The sequence below is a fragment of the Leptothrix mechoopdaensis (SeqCode) genome (assembly GCF_053893855.1).
Genome location: NZ_CM132699.1, coordinates 2,862,533 through 2,880,593, shown reverse-complemented (window position 1 = coordinate 2,880,593; position 18,061 = coordinate 2,862,533). Strand labels below are relative to the sequence as shown.

The 18,061-nt window shown below is 71.3% G+C and carries 15 protein-coding genes; 3 read left to right on the top strand and 12 right to left on the bottom strand.

Annotated elements, in window-relative coordinates; genetic code table 11:
- Positions 1–18: 18 nt before the first annotated feature.
- Genes puhE through bchF form a run of 12 tightly spaced genes read right to left on the bottom strand, consistent with a single transcriptional unit; the run spans position 19 to position 14,193 of the window.
- Positions 19–795: a putative photosynthetic complex assembly protein PuhE gene (puhE, locus tag ACWA7K_RS12495; RefSeq protein ID WP_456161734.1), complete on the bottom strand. Its 777-nt coding sequence runs from the start codon at positions 793–795 to the stop codon at positions 19–21.
- A 7-nt stretch (positions 796–802) separates the two neighbouring features.
- The gene (acsF, locus tag ACWA7K_RS12490; RefSeq protein WP_456161733.1) at positions 803–1,879 is read right to left on the bottom strand and encodes a magnesium-protoporphyrin IX monomethyl ester (oxidative) cyclase; all 1,077 of its coding nucleotides are present in this window, start codon (positions 1,877–1,879) and stop codon (positions 803–805) included.
- 21 nt (positions 1,880–1,900) lie between these two features.
- Complete coding sequence (puhC, locus tag ACWA7K_RS12485) at positions 1,901–2,350, bottom strand: photosynthetic complex assembly protein PuhC (RefSeq protein ID WP_456161732.1); 450 nt, start codon at positions 2,348–2,350, stop codon at positions 1,901–1,903.
- Between the two features lie 38 nt (positions 2,351–2,388).
- Positions 2,389–3,096: a photosynthetic complex putative assembly protein PuhB gene (gene puhB / locus ACWA7K_RS12480; protein WP_456161731.1), complete on the bottom strand. Its 708-nt coding sequence runs from the start codon at positions 3,094–3,096 to the stop codon at positions 2,389–2,391.
- The gene (gene puhA / locus ACWA7K_RS12475) at positions 3,093–3,845 is read right to left on the bottom strand and encodes a photosynthetic reaction center subunit H (protein WP_456161730.1); all 753 of its coding nucleotides are present in this window, start codon (positions 3,843–3,845) and stop codon (positions 3,093–3,095) included. Before puhA ends, puhB begins: the two co-directional genes overlap by 4 nt.
- Before the next feature lie 31 nt (positions 3,846–3,876).
- Entirely contained in the window at positions 3,877–5,367 is a 1,491-nt protein-coding gene (locus ACWA7K_RS12470; RefSeq protein ID WP_456161729.1) for a BCD family MFS transporter, read from the bottom strand.
- On the bottom strand, positions 5,364–6,092 hold the full coding sequence (gene bchM, locus ACWA7K_RS12465; protein WP_456161728.1) for a magnesium protoporphyrin IX methyltransferase: 729 nt from the start codon (positions 6,090–6,092) through the stop codon (positions 5,364–5,366). The genes ACWA7K_RS12470 and bchM overlap by 4 nt, the downstream gene beginning before the upstream one ends.
- Position 6,093: 1 nt before the next feature.
- Positions 6,094–6,996 (bottom strand): ferredoxin:protochlorophyllide reductase (ATP-dependent) iron-sulfur ATP-binding protein, encoded by a 903-nt coding sequence (bchL, locus tag ACWA7K_RS12460; RefSeq protein WP_456161727.1) that lies wholly within the window; start codon positions 6,994–6,996, stop codon positions 6,094–6,096.
- Positions 6,993–10,769, bottom strand: coding sequence for a magnesium chelatase subunit H (locus ACWA7K_RS12455; protein WP_456161726.1), 3,777 nt, complete (start codon positions 10,767–10,769; stop codon positions 6,993–6,995). Before ACWA7K_RS12455 ends, bchL begins: the two co-directional genes overlap by 4 nt.
- Before the next feature lie 13 nt (positions 10,770–10,782).
- Positions 10,783–12,375, bottom strand: coding sequence for a ferredoxin:protochlorophyllide reductase (ATP-dependent) subunit B (gene bchB / locus ACWA7K_RS12450; RefSeq protein WP_456161725.1), 1,593 nt, complete (start codon positions 12,373–12,375; stop codon positions 10,783–10,785).
- Between the two features lie 13 nt (positions 12,376–12,388).
- The gene (locus ACWA7K_RS12445) at positions 12,389–13,684 is read right to left on the bottom strand and encodes a ferredoxin:protochlorophyllide reductase (ATP-dependent) subunit N (protein ID WP_456161724.1); all 1,296 of its coding nucleotides are present in this window, start codon (positions 13,682–13,684) and stop codon (positions 12,389–12,391) included.
- Entirely contained in the window at positions 13,681–14,193 is a 513-nt protein-coding gene (gene bchF / locus ACWA7K_RS12440) for a 2-vinyl bacteriochlorophyllide hydratase (RefSeq protein ID WP_456161723.1), read from the bottom strand. The genes ACWA7K_RS12445 and bchF overlap by 4 nt, the downstream gene beginning before the upstream one ends.
- 419 nt (positions 14,194–14,612) lie before the next feature.
- On the opposite strand from bchF, the gene ACWA7K_RS12435 reads away from it, so the two are divergent.
- The 3 genes from ACWA7K_RS12435 to chlG all read left to right on the top strand — a co-directional run bounded on the left by ACWA7K_RS12435 (position 14,613) and on the right by chlG (position 18,057).
- The gene (locus tag ACWA7K_RS12435) at positions 14,613–15,491 is read left to right on the top strand and encodes a cobalamin B12-binding domain-containing protein (protein ID WP_456161722.1); all 879 of its coding nucleotides are present in this window, start codon (positions 14,613–14,615) and stop codon (positions 15,489–15,491) included.
- 105 nt (positions 15,492–15,596) lie between these two features.
- Entirely contained in the window at positions 15,597–17,087 is a 1,491-nt protein-coding gene (gene ppsR, locus ACWA7K_RS12430) for a transcriptional regulator PpsR (protein ID WP_456161721.1), read from the top strand.
- A gap of 79 nt (positions 17,088–17,166) precedes the next feature.
- On the top strand, positions 17,167–18,057 hold the full coding sequence (chlG, locus tag ACWA7K_RS12425) for a chlorophyll synthase ChlG (protein ID WP_456161720.1): 891 nt from the start codon (positions 17,167–17,169) through the stop codon (positions 18,055–18,057).
- Positions 18,058–18,061 lie beyond the last annotated feature (4 nt).

The following is an 18,061-nucleotide window of genomic DNA, read 5'->3' as shown; positions in this document are numbered from 1 at the left end:
CTGATCAGGCGGACATGTTCAGGCGGACGGCGTCCGGCCTTCGCGCGAACGCAGGCCCCAGCGCCACAGCCATTCGCTGGGCAGCGGCAGCACCATGAACCAGTGTTCGAGCACGGCCAGGCTCAGCAGCGTCGCGACGAGGGCGGCGCCGCAGGCCTGGTAGGGCGTCGCGGCGGGCGAGACGGCGACGTCCCAGACCGCCACGGCGGCGGCTGTCGAGGCGATCACGCTGCTGGCGAACAGCGCGTTGCCCGGGCGCTGGCGGAAGTAGCTGTGGAGGTAGCGCAGGTGGGCCGGCAGGAAGCTTTCCGACAGGTTGCGCACGCCCAGGTAGACGTTGAGCTTGGCGGAGGTCCGCATGACCCACAGCACCATGAAGGTCCACAGCGCGACCGGGTTGGGCTGCTGCCAGGTCAGCGCCAGCACGCAGGCGCCCAGCAGCAGCAGCGCCAGCTCGTGGTACAGGATGGCGGCCAGGGCATGGCGCAGCCGCAGCCAGCCGCGTGCCTCGGGCGGACAGGCGATGCGGCGCGGGCCGGTCACGTAGCCGAGCAGGAAACCCAGCTCCTGCCAGCCCCAGACGGCGATCGTGGCGCTGAAGGCGAGGTAGGCATCGGCCACGCCGGTGTCGCCGGCACTGGCGGCGATGCCGGCCAGCGCGACCCCCAGCAGCAGCGTGGCCACCGCCATCAGCGCTGGATGCCGTTCGCGCGGCAGGCCGTTGAGGTAGAGGATGACGCCCGTGCTGAGCCACCACACCAGCACGGTGTAGAGGGCAGCGGCGAACAGCGTCATCGCCGGCTCACCAGCTCGGGGCGACGCGGATCTCGGCCGGCAGCGCGTGGCGATGGACCGGGTGGAGGTAGAGCTTGACGAAGGTCGCGGCCGCAGCGACCGCGCACAGCCCCTGCTGCAGCTTGCCGATCAGCCCGCCGCGGGCCTTGGCCGCATCGGCCTTCAGCGACCAGTGCAGCAGCCGGTCGAGGCCGGCGCGGAAGGCCGGCGCCTCGGTGGCCAGGCTGATCGGGAAGACCTGCTTCGAGATCGTCGTCGTGATCTCGAAGACGCGGTGGTCGTATTCGGTCGCGTCCATGCCCAGCGCCTCGCACAGCCAGGGCCGCGTGTGGTCGCGCACGTACATCGTCGCGTAGACGGCCAGCAGGAAGAAGCGGATCCACAGCAGGTTGCCGCCACGCAGCAGGTGGGGCTGCGAACGCAGGATCAGCGCGAACGATTCGCCGTGCCGGAACTCGTCGTTGCACCAGCGTTCGAACCACCGGAAGATCGGATGGAAGCGCAGCTCGGGGTGGCGCTCCAGCTGGCGGTAGATCGTGATGTAGCGGGCGTAGCCGATCTTCTCGGACAGGTAGGTCGCGTAGAAGATGTACTTGGGCTTGAAGTAGGTGTAGGCCTTGGTCTTCTTCAGCGCCAGCAGGTCCACGCCGAGCCCGAAGTCCTTCAGCGACTGGTTGATGAAGCTCGCATGGCGCGACTCGTCGCGCGTCATGTAGCGCATCAGCGTCTTGATGTCGGGGTTCTGGATGTTCTTCTGGATCTCGTTGTAGAGCACGCAGCCCGAGTACTCGCTGGTCAGCGAGCTGACCAGGAACTCGTGGAAATCGCGCCGCAGCTGCGGTGTCCAGCGGGCCGACAGCGTGGCGACCTCGGCGGCGAAGTCGGGCGTGCGCTGGAAGTGGTCGTGGTTGTTGTCACCCTCGTACTCGGCCAGCATCGTGTCCCACTCGCGGCGCAGCACGGACACGTCGAGCGCGTCCATCGCGGCATGGTCGGTCGTGTAGAAGCGCGGCGTCAGCAGGCTCTTGCGCTTGGCCAGTGCGGCGGCGTCCTCGGGACTGCTGAGATCAAGTGCCTGTTCCATCGTCGTCTCCCGTGGCCCTGGTCAGGGCGTGATGAGCTGGGCGAACACGGCCGCGTGGGTCGGTCCGAAGGATTCAAGGTCGATGCGCCGGCCGGTGCCCGGATCGAACAGCGTCAGCCGTCCGTCGGCCCGGCCGAGCAGCTGGAAGGGGGTCGCCGGGCCGAGGCCCTGGCGACGGCGCTCGCGCACCAGGCCGCGCATCGTGCTGCGCAGGAAGCCCTGCGTGCCCGGTGCGACGGTGCCGCGCACGGCGCCGCTGTCGGCGTCGCGGATCACGATCGCGCCGTCGTCGCGGTCCTCGAAGCGCAGGTTGACCGTGCGCACCGTGGCCGCATCGGCCTGCTGGACCGGGCTGGTGCCCGACCAGCGCACGGCGGCCGTGCCGAGCACGGCACTCAGCAGCAGCACGCCGATGGCGGCCAGCGGCAGCCGGGGGGCGTGGCCCATCGAGGGCGTGGCATCGGTCGACATCGGCGTTCCTGGTGGTGGCGGTTGACGGACGTGCGTCGTCAGGTGGTCAGCAGACCGTGGCCGTCATGCACCACGTCCGGTGCCGTCGACACGCCGGACGGCACACGCACCGTCGACGCGACCGCCGACATCGCCGATCCGGCTTGCACCGCCTGCCAGGCCTGCGTCAGCCGTTCGGCGGCCAGCTCGGCGTCGGGCAGGCCGCGCAGCATCGGCTCGGTCGACTTCAGGTGCCAGGGCCGCACGTGCGGCCACAGGTGCAGGTAGGCGATGCGGTCACCGCCGGACAGCACCAGCGCGAGGTCGCCACTGCCGTCGCGGTGCGGCTTCAGGCGGGCGGTGGCGATGCGGGCCAGCGGCAGGTTGAAGGTGATGCCCAGCACGACGCCGATGCGCATGACCACGCGCCGGCTGGTGATCGTGTAGAGCGTGCTGCGCGCCATCAGCCAGCCGAAGCCGGCCAGCAGGCCACCGGCCAGCGACATCGGCATCAGCATGCGGGCCAGCGCCAGCGCGGTCGTCGTGGCGTCCTCGCCGTCGAGCTGGCCGGCGACCAGGCGCCAGGCCAGCAGCGCGGCGAAGTACACGGCGATGCGGTCGAGCCAGAGCGCGCGCCGGGCCAGCGGCCAGGTGGCCGGCCGACCCTGCCACAGCACCGTCTCGCCGGCCGGCAGCGGCTCGGGCAGGCCGGGCGTGGCCTCGAACTCGTGTTCGTGCTCGGGCGCCAGCCGGTCGACCGCCTTCACAGCAGCGGCTCCTGGCGTTGCGGCGTCGCGTAGAGCGTTCCGGCGCCGTAGCAGGCCATGATCTTTTCCTCCTCCAGCAGCGTGACCTGCTCGGGGTGGCGCGTGGCGGGCACCTCGCGCAGCTGGCGGCCCAGCAGCGACTGGACCCGCACGGCGCGCGTCTGGATGCGGGCGAAGTTCATCGGCAGCAGCACGCGGGTGCCGGCCACGTCGACCTCGAGGTAGCGGAACAGCATCTCGGCGCGGTCAACCCACAGGTCGACGACACGACCGCCTTCGACACCGTCGGCACCCAGCACCGGCAGGCCACGCGGATCGGTGTCCTGGCTGGCCACGCCGAAGCCGGCGGCGACCCGCAGCGGCACGATGCGCGGCGTGCCGTCGACCTGGGTGTCGGGCACGTCGGCGCGGTCAGCCCAGCTGCCCGGACCGACGCCGGCGCGCAGCGGGTTGCCGGTCGGCGTCAGCGGCATGCCGCGCCAGGCGCCGTCGTGCAGCGGCGGCTGGTTGTCGCGGCGGGCGCTGGGGGCCTGCACCGTGCGGCCGTCGGCCAGCCGGTAGCTGACCGGGTCGGGTACGGCGGGGAAGCCCTGGACCTTGATCGAGCCCGAGCGATCCGATTCGAGCGGATAGCCCTCGCGCTTGTTCTCGCGATGCAGGTAGATGATCAGGCCCGCGAAGAAGATCCAGAACGCGTAGAGCGCGAGCTGCGCCACGTCGATGTAGCCCGTGATGGCACCGGTTTGCATGGAAGTCTCCGACTTGTTGAGTCTGTTGGGATCAGCCCGGGAACTCGGCCAGCCCGAGGCGCTGGTGCGGGAGGGGCAACGGATCGGACTGGTGCGCGGACTGCCGCACCAGGGGGCCGATGGCGATGAGCGTGGCGAACAGCAACGCCAGCTCGGTGTGATAGACGACGCTGTAGGCGACCTGCGGCTCGGACATCGCCTCGCCCAGCCAGCCCTGGCTGGCCAGCAGGTGGACGGCATCGCGCAGCGTGCCGCCCAGGGCGACCGCGACGCCGCCGGCCGTCGCCTGCACGGCACCCCAGGCGCCCAGCGCCAGGCCGGCGCCGTCGTCGCGGGCCATGCCCATCGCGATGACCAGCGTGCAGACCGAGAACAGGCCGCTGCCCAGGCCGATCAGCACGTTGCCGATGCGGAACAGCGCGCCCGAGCCCAGCGGCGCGGCGAACACCACGGCCGAGAAGGCGACGATGCCGATCAGCAGTCCGGTGGCGGCCAGGCGGTGCGGGTCGGTGCCACGCGGCAGCCAGCGGGTGGCCAGCGCGAAGGCGCAGACCGAGCCCAGCGCCATCATGGCCGTCAGCAGGCTGGTGGCCGACACGCTCAGGTGCAGGATCTCGGCGCCATAGGGCTCCAGCACGATGTCCTGCATGCTGAAGGCGGCCGTGCCGAGTGCCAGCGTGACCAGGAAACGCAGCGTCTGCGGCCGGTCGGCATAACGGCGCCAGACCGTGCGGAAGGGCTCGCGGGCGTCGGCCTTGGCGTCCGGCGCGGCGCGTGGCACCGAGGCGCCGCGCGGCTCCTGCTTCCACAGCGCGATCAGGTTGAGCAGCAGCGTGGCGCTGGCCGCGCCCTGCACCGCGCCGACCAGCCGCGTCGGCGTGTAGCCGGCCAGCACGACGCTGAACAGCGCGCTGGCGCCGACCATGCCCAGCAGCAGCATCACGTACATCAGCGCGACCACGCGCGGCCGGGTCTCCGGCGTGGCCTGGTCGGTGGCCAGCGCAAGGCCGGCGGTCTGGGTCGTCTGCATGCCCGCGCCGACCATCACGAAGGCCAGCAGCGCGGCGGCCAGGCCGGTCCAGCGGGCGGCGTCGGCCACGCCGGCGTCGTGCGACAGCAGCAGCAGGCTGAAGGGCAGGATCGCCAGCCCGCCGAACTGCAGCAGCGTGCCCATCCACAGGTAGGGCACGCGGCGCCAGCCCAGCAGCGAGCGGTGGGTGTCGCTGCGATGGCCGATCAGCGCGCGGAACGGCGCGGCCAGCAGCGGCAGCGCGACCATCAGCGCAACCAGCCAGGCCGGCACGCCCAGCTCGATGATCATCACGCGGTTGAGCGTGCCCACCAGCAGCGCGGCGGCCATGCCCACGCTGACCTGGAACAGCGCCAGCCGCAGCAGCCGGGCCAGCGGCAGGTTCGGGCTGACCGCGTCGGCGAACGGCAGCATGTGCGGCGACAGGCGCGACCATTGCCGTGCCAGCCGGGCATTCAGCCCGGCGGGGGTGGGCGCACCGGTCGTGTTCATGCGCGGACCAGCTCCAGCGCCTGGGACGTGTAGAAGCCGCTGGCGATGCGGCGCGTGCGGCCGGCCGGCAGCTCGCCCAGCACCGGATCGGCGGCCAGGCTGCGGTGCAGCGCCGCACCGGCCACCGGCACGATGGACGGTGAGCGGTTGCCCCGCGGGAACAGCTTGCCGACGGCCTTGAAGGCGACCAGCACCGGCGAGCTTGGCGCGTAGGTGAACAGCACCGAGCCGCGGCAGCGCGGCGCCAGCCGGGCCAGCGCGGCCAGCGCGTCGCGGGCCTCGTAGTGGATCAGCGAGTCCATGCAGACGACGTGATCGAAGCGGCCGTGGGCCGCGTCCAGCATGTCGCCGGAGCGGAAGTCGATGTGGCCGGGGCCGTCGATGGCCGGGGCGCGCGAACGCGCCAGCTCGATCAGCGTTGGCGACAGGTCGATCGCGACGACCTCGGCACCGCGCCGGGCCGCCTCGACCGCCAGTGCGCCGGTGCCGCAGCCGGCATCGAGCACGCGCTTGCCGCGCAGGTCGGCCGGCAGCCAGGACAGCAGCGTCGCGCGCATCTGGTCGCGGCCGGCGCGCACGCTGGCGCGGATGCGGCCGACCGGCGCGTCCGAGGTCAGGCGTTCCCAGGCCTGCACCGCCGTGCGGTCGAAGTAGGTCTCGACCTCGTCGCGGCGGCGTTCGTAGCGGCGGGTCGTGTCGGTGCCCGGCGTGGCGGTGGCTTGCATGTCAGTCATAGCCCAGCAGGTCGAACAGGTCGCGGTCCTTCATCGGCACCGCCTCGCACGGGTCACCGCCCAGCCACATCGAGGCGGCCAGGCGCAGGTACTCCTGCTGCACCCGCTCCAGCTCGGGCGAGGGCTCCATCTCGAACAGCGTGGACTTCTTCAGCCGGCTGCGGCGGATCACGTCCAGGTCGGGGAAATGGGCCGACAGCTTCAGGCCGATGCGCTCGTTGTAGCGGTCGATCTGGTCGGTCGCGGCGCTGCGGTTGGCGATGACGCCGCCGAGCCGGACCTTGTAGTTCTTGGCCTTCGCGCCGATCGCCTGCACGATGCGGTTCATCGCGAAGATCGAGTCGAAGTCGTTGGCCGTGACGATCATGGCCCGCTCGGCATGCTGCAGCGGCGCGGCGAAACCGCCGCAGACGACGTCGCCCAGCACGTCGAAGATCACCACGTCGGTGTCTTCGAGCAGGTGGTGTTCCTTCAGCAGCTTGACGGTCTGGCCGACCACGTAGCCGCCGCAGCCGGTGCCGGCGGGCGGGCCGCCGGCCTCGACGCACATCACGCCGTTGTAGCCCTCGAACATGAAGTCCTCGGGCCGCAGCGCCTCGGCGTGGAAGTCGACCGTCTCCAGCACGTCGATGACGGTGGGCAGCATCTTCTTGGTCAGCGTGAAGGTGGAGTCGTGCTTCGGGTCGCAGCCGATCTGCAGCACCCGCTTGCCCAGCCGCGAGAACGCCGCCGACAGGTTGCTGGAGGTCGTGCTCTTGCCGATGCCGCCCTTGCCGTAGATCGCGAACACCTTGGCGGTGTCGATGCGGTCGCCCGGGTCGAGCCCGACCTGGACGCTGCCTTCGCCGTCGAGACGGCGACGCATGCTGGCGGGGAGATCGATGACGCTGTTCATGCGGCGGCCTTTTCGGTCGTGACGGTCGTGACGCCTTCGAGGCGGTCTTCCAGCTCGTCGCTGGCGTGTTGCAACGCGGCGAGGGTGGCCTCGTCGGGTTGCCAGTAATCGCGTTCGCTCGCTTCGAGCAGGCGTTGCGCCATGCGGGCCGAGGCGGTGGGGTTCAGGCGGGCCAGGCGCTCGCGCATCGCGGCATCGAGCACGAAGGTCTCGCTGAGCTGGCGGTAGACCCACGGGGCGACCTGCCCGGTGGTGGCCGACCAGCCCAGCGTGTGGGTCAGGTGGGCCTCGATCTGGCGCACGCCCTCGTAGCCGTGTTCGAGCATGCCCTCGTACCAGGTCGGGTTGAGCATGCGCGTGCGGGTCTCCAGCGCGACCTGTTCGCCGAGCGTGCGCACCACCGCGTGCTGGCCGTCGGTCTGGTCACCGATGTAGACCGGCGCCACCACGCTGCGCGGGCCCTTGGCGCGCTGCACCGCGCGGCTGACGCCGCCGAGGGTGTCGAAGTAGGTGTCGACCGTGGTGACGCCCAGCTCGACCGAATCGAGGTTCTGGTAGGCCAGCTCGACCTGCTGCAGCACGCTGGCCAGCAGCGCGGCCTTCTGCACCGGCCGGCCGCTGCGGCCGTAGGCAAAGCCCTTGCGGCGCACGAAGGTCTCGGCCAGCTCGTCGGTCTCGGCCCAGGCGCCGTTGTCGATCAGGCTGCCCAGGTTGGCCCCGTAGGCGCTCTCGGCATTGCCGAAGACACGCAGCGCGGCCGTCTCCAGGTCGCCGCCATGTTCGCGCTGATGGGCCAGGGCGTGCTTGCGCACGAAGTTCAGGTGCTCGGGCTCGTCGGCGCTGGCGGCCAGGAAGGCGGCCTCGGCCAGCAGCCGGATCTGCATCGGCAGCAGGTCGCGGAAGATGCCCGACAGCGTGACCATCACGTCGATGCGCGGCCGGCCCAGCTCGGCCAGCGGCACCAGCGTCGCGCCGGCCAGCCGGCCGTAGCCGTCGAAGCGCGGACGTGCGCCCAGCAGCGCCAGCGCCTGCGCGATCGGCGCGCCTTCGCTCTTGAGGTTGTCGGTGCCCCACAGCACCAGCGCGATCGACTCGGGCAGGCGGTAGCCCTCGGCCTGATGGCGTTCGAGCAGCCGCTCGGCCTGCCGCGCGCCGTCCTGCACCGCATAGGCGCTGGGCAGGCGTGACGGGTCGAAGCCGTGCAGGTTGCGGCCGGTCGGCAGGATGTCCGGGTTGCGCAGCAGGTCGCCACCGGGGGCGGGCGCCAGGTAGCCGCCGTCCAGCGCGTGCACGATCGCGTCCAGCTCGGGGTTCTGGCCCAGCAGGCGCACGGTGCGGGCCAGCGCTTCCAGCGGCGCGAGGCGGTCGCGTTCGGCCGAACGGCCCTCGACCATCAGCGCCTCGGCGGCGCTGCGGCCTTCGGCGAGTGCCTGCAGCGCGGCGGCGCTCGGCGCCTGTCCGGCCGGGAACTGCGCAGCGGCGGCGGCTTCCAGCAGGCTCAGTCGCTGAGCCTGCGTGTGGATGCGGCCGAGCACGTGCAGGCCGTTGGGGATCAGCGTCTGCTCCAGCTCCAGCAGCTCGCCCTGCAGCCGCTCGATGGCGGGCAGCGCGTTGTCGGCGGTCCAGGCGGCGGCATCGGCGCCGACCAGTTCGAGCACCTGCGCCTGGGCCTGGATCAGCGTGGCCAGCGCGGCGTGTTCGAGCGTCCAGCCCGGTGCCAGGCCACGCCAGCGGTTCAGCGCGTCCTTGAGCTCGACCAGGCCCTTGTAGAGGCCGGCCTGCGACAGCGGCGGCGTCAGGTAGCTGATCAGCGTGGCGGCGCTGCGGCGCTTGGCCAGCAGGCCTTCGGACGGGTTGTTGGCCGCGTACAGGTAGAGGTTGGGCAGGTCGCCGATCAGCCGGTCCGGCCAGCAGGCGCCCGACAGGCCGGCCTGCTTGCCGGGCATGAACTCGAGCGCGCCGTGGGTGCCGAAGTGCAGCACCGCATGGGCGCCGAAGTCCTCGCGCAGCCAGCGGTAGAAGGCCGAGAAGGCATGGGTCGGCGCGAAGCCGCGCTCGAACAGCAGCTTCATCGGATCGCCCTCGTGCCCGAAGGCCGGCTGGATGCCGACGAAGACATTGCCGAAGCGTTCGCCCAGCACATGCAGCGTCTGGCCGTCGCTCTGCTGGCGACCCGGTGCCGGACCCCAGTGGGCCTCGATCTCGCGCAGCCAGCGTTCGCGCCGGACATGCTCGCCGACGGGGATGCGCGCGTGCACGTTGGCGCAGGCGCCGAGCCGGGCGGCGTTGCCGACCAGCAGCCGGTCGCGCAGCGCGTCGACGCTGGCGGGCAGCTCGACCCGGTAGCCCTCGCGCTGCAGCCGCGCGAGCGTCTGGTACAGCGAATCGAACACGCTCAGGTGCGCGGCGGTGCCGGTGTTGCCGGCATTGGGCGGGAAGTTGAACAGCACCAGGCCGACACGCCGTTCGGCCCGTTCGCTGCGGCGCAGCTGCACCAGGCGGTCGACCCGGCCGGCCAGCATCTCGGCGCGGTCGGGGCAGCCGTGCATGTCGTGCGCGCTGGCGCTGGCCGTGAAGGCGCAGCCGCGGGCACAGCCGGTGCAGGCCTTGCCGGCGCCGTCGCTGCGACCGCCGTAGACCATCGGGCTGGTCGCGCCGTCCAGCTCGGGCAGGGCGACCATCATCGTGGCCTCCAGCGGCAGCAGGCCGCGGTCCGAGCCGCCCCACTGTTCGAGCGTCTGGAACTCGACCGGCAGCACCGACAGGTAGGGCACGTCCAGCCGCGCCAGCAGCGTCTCGGCCGCATGGGCGTCGTTGTAGGCCGGCCCGCCGACCAGCGAGAAGCCGGTCAGCGAGACCACCGCGTCGACCGCCGCACGGCCGTCGCGCAGGAAGAATCGCTCGACCGCCGGACGCGCGTCCAGCCCCGTCGCGAACGCCGGCAGCACGCGCAGGCCACGCGCTTCGAGCGCCGCGATCACGCCGTCGTAGTGGGCCGTGTTGCCCGCCAGCAGGTAGGACCGCATCAGCAGCAGGCCGACGGTGGCCGGGCCGCCACGGGCGGGCAGGTCGGCCACCTCGGTGGTGATGCGCGCGGCCAGCATCGGGTGGTAGAGGCCCAGTTCGGGGTACTCGACCGGCGCGGCCGGCGTCGAACGCCCGCGCAGCACGGCACGCGGGCCGGCGGCATAGCGGTCGACCAGCAGGTGGACCATGCCGGCCAGGTTCTCCTGCGAGCCGGCCAGCCAGTACTGCAGCACCAGCAGGTAGATGCGCACGTCCTGGGCCGTGCCGGGGATGAAGCGCAGGATCTTGGGCAGGCGGCGCAGCATCTTCATCTGCTGCGCGCCCGCGCCGGCCTTGGACTTCTCGCCGTCGGCGTCCTTGTCGGCATCGCCCTTGCCGCGCAGCTTGCGCAGCATCGCCAGCGGGCCGCCGGACTTGCCGTCCATCGAGAAGCGGCCCATGCGGGTCAGCTTCATGACCGGTGCGGCGCACATCGCGCAGACCATCGCGTCGCAGGCCTCGCGGCGAGCCTGCAGGGCGTCGATCACCGGCAGGAAGTGCTCTTCCATGAAGAGCATCGTCGCGATCACCAGGTCGGCGCTGGCGATGTCGGCGCGGCAACGCGCCAGGGCATCGGGCTGGCTGTCCCAGTCGGCCGCCGCGTGGACTACCAGCCGCACGCCGGGCAGCAGGCGGTTCAGCTGCTGCTGGGCGCGCGCGGCGGCCGAGCTCAAGTGCGCATCCATCGTGACGAGCACGACGCGCATCGGCACGCCGGGGTCAGCGGCTGAAGTGGGCCTTGGCATCGTAGAGGGTCTCCACGGTGATCGCGCTCAGGCCGTGGTCCAGCGCATAACGTTCGGTGTTGCGGCGCGCCTTGCCCCGCACGAAGAAGGGCACCTTGCCGAGCTCGCGCTCGGCATCGGCGGTCCAGGTGGTGGCCAGCGGTGCGGCCGGCAGGGGGGTCTGAACGGTGATTGGCTCGGCGGCGCGGCTCGATGGCGTCGCCACGGTGCCCGGCTGGCTGCGGCCAAGGTGCGACGGCGCGGCGTCCTCATGGAACTCGAAGTCGCCGCGGAACATGCCCAGCAGGTGTTCTTCCAGGCCCATCATCAGCGGCTGGACCCAGGTGTCGAACAGCACGTTGGCGCCTTCGAAGCCCATCTGCGGCGAGGTCCGCGCCGGGAAGTCCTGCACGTGGACCGGCGCGGAGATCACCGCGCAGGGCAGGCCCAGGCGCTTGGCGACATGGCGTTCCATCTGCGTGCCCAGCACCAGCTCGGGCGTCGCGGCGGCGATGGCGGCCTCGACCTCCAGGTAGTCGTCGCAGATCAGCGCGGTCAGGCCCAGCGCCTTGGCCGCGTCCTGCAACTCACGGCTGAACTCGCGGCTGTAGCTGCCCAGTCCGACCACCTCGAAGCCCAGCTCGCGCGAGGCGATGCGGGCCGCCGCGATGGCGTGGGTCGCATCGCCGAAGATGAACACGCGCTTGCCGGTCAGGTAGTTGCTGTCGACCGAGCGGGCGTACCACGGCGCGCGTGAGCCTTGTTCGGCGGCTTCGAGTGCCGCGTCGGCATCGAGGCCGGCCAGTGCTGCGACCTCGCGGATGAAGTCGCGTGTCGCGCCCACGCCGATCGGCACGGTGCGGGTGCAGGGCAGGCCGAGCTGGCGGCTCATCCAGCTGGCGGCGGTCTGCGCCACTTCCGGGTAGAGCATGACGTTGAAGTCGGCCTCGGCCAGACGGGCCAGGTCGGCCGGCGAGGCCCCCATCGGCGCGACCAGCGCGACATCCACGCCGATGCGGTCGAGCAGCCGGGTGATCTCCTGCACGTCGTCGCGGTGGCGGAAGCCCAGGGCGGTCGGGCCCAGCAGGTTGCAGCGCGCGCGGCGGCTGCCGTCCAGCGGCGCACGCGGCTGGGCCAGCTTGTCGGGCCGCACCGCCAGCCGGCGCACCAGCTGGTAGAAGGTCTCGGCCGCGCCCCAGTTCTCCTTGCGCTGGTAGGCCGGCAGCTCCAGCGGGATCACCGGGATCGGCAGGCTCAGTGCCTGAGCCAGTCCGCCCGGATCGTCCTGGATCAGCTCGGCCGTGCAGGACGCGCCGACGATCATGGCCTGCGGGCGGAAGCGCTCGTGGGCCTCGGCGACCGACTGCTTGAAGCGCTCGGCGGTGTCGCCGCCCAGGTCACGCGCCTGGAAGGTCGTGTAGGTGACCGGCGGGCGTTCGCCGCGCCGCTCGATCATCGTGAACAGCAGGTCGGCGTAGGTGTCGCCCTGCGGTGCGTGCAGCACGTAGTGCAGCGAGCGCATGCCCGTGGCCACGCGCATCGCGCCGACGTGCGGCGGGCCTTCGTAGGTCCAGAGCGTGAGCTGCATGGTGCGTCGTTCCCTAGGCCGCCAGCCGCGCGCGGCGCTGCAGCGGACGGTCGAACAGGGCGGCCAGGTCGCCCGCCTGCTCGAAGCCCTGGATGGGGGTGAAGACCAGCTCGATCGACCACTTGGTCGCGTAGCCCTCGGCCTCCAGCGGATTGGCCAGACCCAGTCCGCAGACCACCAGGTCCGGCGCGGCGGCGCGGCAGCGGTCGAGCTGGCGTTCGACGTCCTGACCCTCGCTGAGCTGCGTGCCCTGGGGCAGCAGCGCGCGTTCCTCGTCCAGGTGGGTGGCGTGCAGGTAGGGACTGCCGACCTCCGTCAGCACCATGCCCAGCTCGCGGGCGACGAAGCGCGCCAGCGGCACCTCCAGCTGCGAGTCGGGGAAGAAAAAGATCCGCTTGCCGGCCAGTCGCGTGCGGGCGGCCGCCAGCGCCTGCGTGGCGCGCTGGCGGGCCGGTGCGAGGGCGGCTTCGGCACGGGCCGGGTCGACGCCCATCGTCTCGGCCGCCGCCATCAGCCAGGCCTGCGTGCCTTCGACGCCGAGCGGGTAGGGGGCCGGGATGCGGCGCGCGCCCCGGTCTTCCAGCGCCTTGGCGGTCGCGGCCAGGAAGGGCTGGGCCAGCAGCATCCGGGTGTTCGGGCCGACGGCCGGCAGTTCGCTGGCGCGCCGCGACGGCAGGAAGTCGACCCGGGCGATGCCCATCGCGGCGAACAGGCGGCGGAACTGGTCCTCGACCACGTCGGCCAGGCTGCCGACGACCAGCAGGTCCGGCTCGTCGCAGCGCGCGCCGACGGGGGTCATCTGCGGCACCAGCGCGGCCAGGCAGGCGTCCTCGCCCTCGGTGAAGGTGGTCTCGATGCCGCTGCCGGAGTAGTTCAGCACCCGCACGGCCGGCGAGTGGATCTGGCTCAGGCGTTCGGCCGCCCGCGACAGGTCCAGCTTGATGACCTCGGACGGGCAGGAGCCGACCAGGAACAGCACGCGGATGTCCGGCCGGCGCGCCAGCAGGCGCTGCACGACGCCGTCGAGTTCCTCGTGGACATCGGCCAGGCCGGCCAGATCACGCTCGTCGATGATGGCGGTCGCGAAACGCGGCTCGGCAAAGATCATCACGCCGGCCGCCGACTGCAGCAGGTGGGCGCAGGTGCGCGAGCCGACCACCAGGAAGAAGGCGTCCTGCATCTTGCGGTGCAGCCAGACGATGCCGGTCAGGCCGCAGAAGACCTCGCGCTGGCCACGTTCGCGCAGCACTGGCGGCTCGGCGCAGGTGGCGTCGCCCGACAGCGCGTGGATGGGGATGCGCGCGTTCATCGCCGGGCTCCGTTCAGGTCGAGCCGGGCCGCGCGCAGCTTCAGCAGGAACTGGGCGGCGTTGACCGCGTAGGTCAGGTAGGCGGCCAGGGCCAGCAGCATCTGCTGGCGCACGTCGAGCCAGCCGTTCCACCAGGCCGCCAGGTAGGCGGTGTGCAGCGCGAGCACCGCCATGCTGACCATGTCCTCCCAGTAGAAGGCCGGGGCGAACAGGTAGCGGCCGAACACCGCCTTCTCCCACAGGCAGCCGGTCAGCATGATCGTGTAGAGCAGGGCGGTCTTGATCAGCACCGACACGACTGCGGCGGTCTCGCCTTCGCCGGTCGCCAGGAAACGCAGCACCAGCAGCGTGCTGACCGCGAAGGCCAGGAACTGCACGGGAGCCAGCACGCCCTGCACCCAGGTCCAGCGCGTCCGGTCGCGCCGCACCCGCTGCTCGGGCGTGTACAGCGGGGTCCGCTGCCGGATCAGGACGCCGACGGAGGTCGCGGTGGGTTGGGCGCTGGGCATGACACGAATCTAGGCCCGCCCTCCAGAAGTGTCAATCGAGGTTGACGTCATCTTTTTCGAACATTCAGCCTGCCCCCGGGGTTAACGAGTAACTCGCTTGGCTTGACGTGCATCAGCGTCAAGCCGACAGTAGGTGATCTGGAGCTGACGAACGACAAGAACCTGGCACCGGATGTTGTTGACAACCTGATAAGCAGCGGCTACGGCCGACGCGTGACGGGCGTGGCGACCAGGGGCCTGTGACCCTCGACCGTCAAGACTGCCGCCGCTGTATATCTGCCCCCGAGGAGACCGAGGTGGCAGGCTGGAACCTACATCGACTTCAAGGCATTCGTCGCTCTCGGAGCTTGCCTGTGGACGAGCATTGCGCCGAACTCGATCCCGCCGTGTTGCGGGAAGTGGCACCGACGCTGGGAGACATGATGGCCCGTGTCGGAAGAGACCTGCTGCGCCAGCGCTGGCGCACCGCGCCGGATCCGGCGCGCCCCGTGGGCGGCGTGCCGCATCTGGTGGCCGGCAACGGCTCGCCCGAGCTGCAGCTCTCGCGCATCGTCGAGTTCGAGATCATTCCCCGGCTGATGCTGCTGCATGGCGACGTCGCCGCGCCGCGCGCACCGTCGCGGGCGGACTTCGCGATCACGGCGGCGCACGTCGAGACGCTGGCGCATGTCGCCGTCGTCGGTGACCCGGACCGGACGGCCCAGTTCGTCCAGGCGCTGATCGCCGCCGGGGCGTCGCTCGAACAGATCTTCCTGCAGCTGCTGTCGCCGGCCGCCCGCCTGATGGGCGAGTTCTGGGCCGACGACGTCTACAGCTTCTCCGAGGTCACGATCGGCCTGTGGCGGCTGCAGCAGGTGCTGCACGAACACAGCAGCGGCTTCCGGCTGGGCGGTCACCCGACGCCGGGTCGGCGCGCGCTGCTGGCCGCCGAACCCGGTTCGCAGCACACCTTCGGCGTCGCGATGCTGAGCGAGTTCTTCGCCCGCGACGGCTGGTTTGTCCAGTACGAACCGAAGTCGGACTGGTCCGATCTGGGCGTAGCCCTGGCGTCAGATTGGTATGACATGTTCGGTTTGTCCGTAGGCGTGGACACATCGGTCCCTGCAGTGGCCTCTGCTATCCTCGAACTGCGTCGCGCCAGCCGGAACCCGAACCTGTTTGTCATGGTCGGAGGGCCCGCGATGGCCAGGATTCCGGACCTTTCCGAGCGCTGCGGCGCCGATGCGATGGCCAGCGATGCCACCTCGGCCGTGTCGACCGCCAACCAGTGGCTCGGGTCCTTGCGGCAAGAACAGTGAAGACTTTCAGCAGGACCTGACGTCAGGGAAGCTGGTCGTCTCGCTCCCCCCACTCCAGGGACGTGGCCCGGTGGTCACGTCAGCGAAGCTCACACAGGGCGCTCGATGCACAACGTCGGCACATCGATCGAACACTGGTCCGAGAACCCCCAGCTGTACTTTGCAGACCTGGAAGCCGACGTGATGGCTGCGGTCGTCGCAGCGTCGGCCGATCTCGCGCTGGTGATCGACGGACTGGGCGTCATCCGTGACCTGACGGTCCACGGACCGCAACAGGTCGAACTGGCTGATCTGCGGCTGTGGATCGGGCGTCGCTGGATCGAGACCGTCTCGGTCGAGAGCCGCAGCAAGATCACCGCGATGATCGATGCCGCCGGCCTCGCCGCCCGGGACGAGGCCGCCGGCGACGCATCGCCCGCGCCGGTCGAGCGCCAGGTCAACCATCCGCTGTCGGGTGGACACGAACTGCCGGTCAGCTACCGCGTCGTGCCGCTGGGTCGACAGGGCCGGCTGCTGGCGCTGGGCCGCAACCTCGGCGCCATCGCCGCCGTGCAGCAGCGCCTGGTCGATGCGCAGCAGTCGATGGAACGCGACTACCTGCGGCTGCGTCACACCGAGGCCCGCTACCGGCTGCTGTTCGAGGCCGTCGACGAGGCCCTGCTGGTGGTCGACGCGACGACGCTGAACGTGTTCGAGCACAACGCCGCCGCCGCCCGCCTGCTGGGCGAGAGCACGCGCCGCATCATCGGCCGGCCGGTGATCGACTTCCTCGCCGTGCCCAGCCAGGCCGGTGCCCAGGCGTTGATGACGCTGGCGCGCAGCGCCGGTCGTGGCGAGAGCGACGAGCTGCGGCTGGCCGGCAAGGCCACGCCGATGCGGCTGGTGGCCTCGCTGTTCCGGCAGGACAACGCCTCGCTGCTGCTGCTGCGCCTGATCCAGCTCGACGCCAGCCCGGCGGCGGCCGATGCCCGTGCGGCCGACGGCCCGACGCTCAGCCAGGTCGTCGACGCGATGCCCGATGCCTTCGTGCTGACCGACATGCAGGGCCGCGTGCTGGCCGCCAACCCGGCGTTCTCGAACATGCTGCAGCTGCCCGCTGGCGAGAGCCTCGTCGGCCAGCCGCTGGACCGCTGGCTCGGCCGCTCGTCGGTCGACCTGAACGTGCTGATCAGCAACCTGCGCCAGCACGGCGTGCTGCGCCTGTTCCCGACCACGCTGCGCAGCACCTACGGCGAACCCGGCCAGATCGAGATCTCGGCCGTCGCGGTGACCGACACCCAGCCGCCGTGCCTGGGCTTCTCGATCCGCGACGTCTCTCGCCGCCTGTCGAACGACGGCCGCAGCAACCGCCAGCTGCCCCGTTCGGCCGACCAGCTGACCAACCTGGTCGGGCGCATGCCGCTGAAGGACATCGTCGGCGAGACCGCCGAGCTGATCGAGCGCCTGTGCATCGAGGCCGCCCTCGAACTGACCCGCGACAACCGCGCGTCGGCCGCCGAGATGCTGGGCCTCTCGCGCCAGAGCCTCTACGTCAAGCTGCGCCGCTACGGCATCCAGGACGCAGGACCGGGTGCGGGCACGGAGCCCGACGCCTGAAACATCCGGGTCTGTTTGCTTGACAGACCACGGTGTAAATTTTGATTGACAAGGCAGGGGCGAGGACCAGAATGGTTCCATGCAGCGCCCCGCCTTCTCGGCCATCGCCGAACTGCTCAAGCCCATCACCTGGTTCCCGCCGATGTGGGCCTTTGCCTGCGGCGTCGTGGCCTCCGGCCTGCCGGCGCAGGGGCGCTGGCCGCTGATCATCGCGGGCGTGCTGCTGGCAGGGCCCTTCGTCTGCGCCACCAGCCAGGCGGTCAACGACTGGTTCGACCGCCATGTCGACGCGATCAACGAACCGCAACGCCCGATCCCGTCGGGCCGCCTGCCGGGCCGCTGGGGCCTGGGCATCGCGGTGTTCTGGACCTTGCTGTCGCTGCTGCTCGCCACCGCGCTGGGCAGCGTCGCGCTGGCCGCCGCCGGGTTCGGCCTGCTGCTGGCCTGGGCCTACAGCGCGCCGCCGGTGCGGCTCAAGCGTAATGGCTGGTGGGGCAACAGCGCCTGCGCGCTCTGCTACGAGGGTCTGGCCTGGCTGACCGGTGCGGCGGTGATGAGCCTGGGCGGCCTGCCCGAGGGCCGCTCGATCGCGCTGGCACTGCTCTACAGCGCCGGGGCGCACGGGATCATGACGCTCAATGACTTCAAGTCCATCGAGGGCGACCGCCGCATGGGCATCGGCTCGCTGCCGGTGCGCCTGGGCGTGACCGGTGCGGCGCGCGTGGCCTGTCTGGCGATGGCCGCGCCGCAGGCCATCGTCGTCGGCCTGTTGCTGGACTGGCAGGCGCCCGGACATGCGGGGGTCGTGGCCATCCTGCTGGGCATCCAGCTGGTGCTGATGCGGCGCTTCCTGGCCGACCCGCTGGCCCGCGCGACCTGGTACAGCGCAACCGGCGTGCTGCCCTTCGTGCTGGGCATGCTGACCAGCGCACTGGCCCTGCGTGAACTGGCGCAACGGCTGACCACATGAAGGA

What these genes read in the sequence shown, in the direction of transcription:
- ACWA7K_RS12470 (WP_456161729.1), bottom strand. Translation starts at nt 5,367, where the DNA reads ATGAACACGACCGGTGCGCCCACCCCCGCCGGGCTGAATGCCCGGCTG.
- puhC (WP_456161732.1), bottom strand. Translation starts at nt 2,350, where the DNA reads ATGTCGACCGATGCCACGCCCTCGATGGGCCACGCCCCCCGGCTGCCG.
- acsF (WP_456161733.1), bottom strand. Translation starts at nt 1,879, where the DNA reads ATGGAACAGGCACTTGATCTCAGCAGTCCCGAGGACGCCGCCGCACTG.
- ACWA7K_RS12445 (WP_456161724.1), bottom strand. Translation starts at nt 13,684, where the DNA reads ATGAACGCGCGCATCCCCATCCACGCGCTGTCGGGCGACGCCACCTGC.
- bchF (WP_456161723.1), bottom strand. Translation starts at nt 14,193, where the DNA reads ATGCCCAGCGCCCAACCCACCGCGACCTCCGTCGGCGTCCTGATCCGG.
- bchM (WP_456161728.1), bottom strand. Translation starts at nt 6,092, where the DNA reads ATGCAAGCCACCGCCACGCCGGGCACCGACACGACCCGCCGCTACGAA.
- puhE (WP_456161734.1), bottom strand. Translation starts at nt 795, where the DNA reads ATGACGCTGTTCGCCGCTGCCCTCTACACCGTGCTGGTGTGGTGGCTC.
- ppsR (WP_456161721.1), top strand. Translation starts at nt 15,597, where the DNA reads ATGCACAACGTCGGCACATCGATCGAACACTGGTCCGAGAACCCCCAG.
- chlG (WP_456161720.1), top strand. Translation starts at nt 17,167, where the DNA reads ATGCAGCGCCCCGCCTTCTCGGCCATCGCCGAACTGCTCAAGCCCATC.
- ACWA7K_RS12435 (WP_456161722.1), top strand. Translation starts at nt 14,613, where the DNA reads ATGATGGCCCGTGTCGGAAGAGACCTGCTGCGCCAGCGCTGGCGCACC.
- puhA (WP_456161730.1), bottom strand. Translation starts at nt 3,845, where the DNA reads ATGCAAACCGGTGCCATCACGGGCTACATCGACGTGGCGCAGCTCGCG.
- bchL (WP_456161727.1), bottom strand. Translation starts at nt 6,996, where the DNA reads ATGAACAGCGTCATCGATCTCCCCGCCAGCATGCGTCGCCGTCTCGAC.
- ACWA7K_RS12455 (WP_456161726.1), bottom strand. Translation starts at nt 10,769, where the DNA reads ATGCGCGTCGTGCTCGTCACGATGGATGCGCACTTGAGCTCGGCCGCC.
- bchB (WP_456161725.1), bottom strand. Translation starts at nt 12,375, where the DNA reads ATGCAGCTCACGCTCTGGACCTACGAAGGCCCGCCGCACGTCGGCGCG.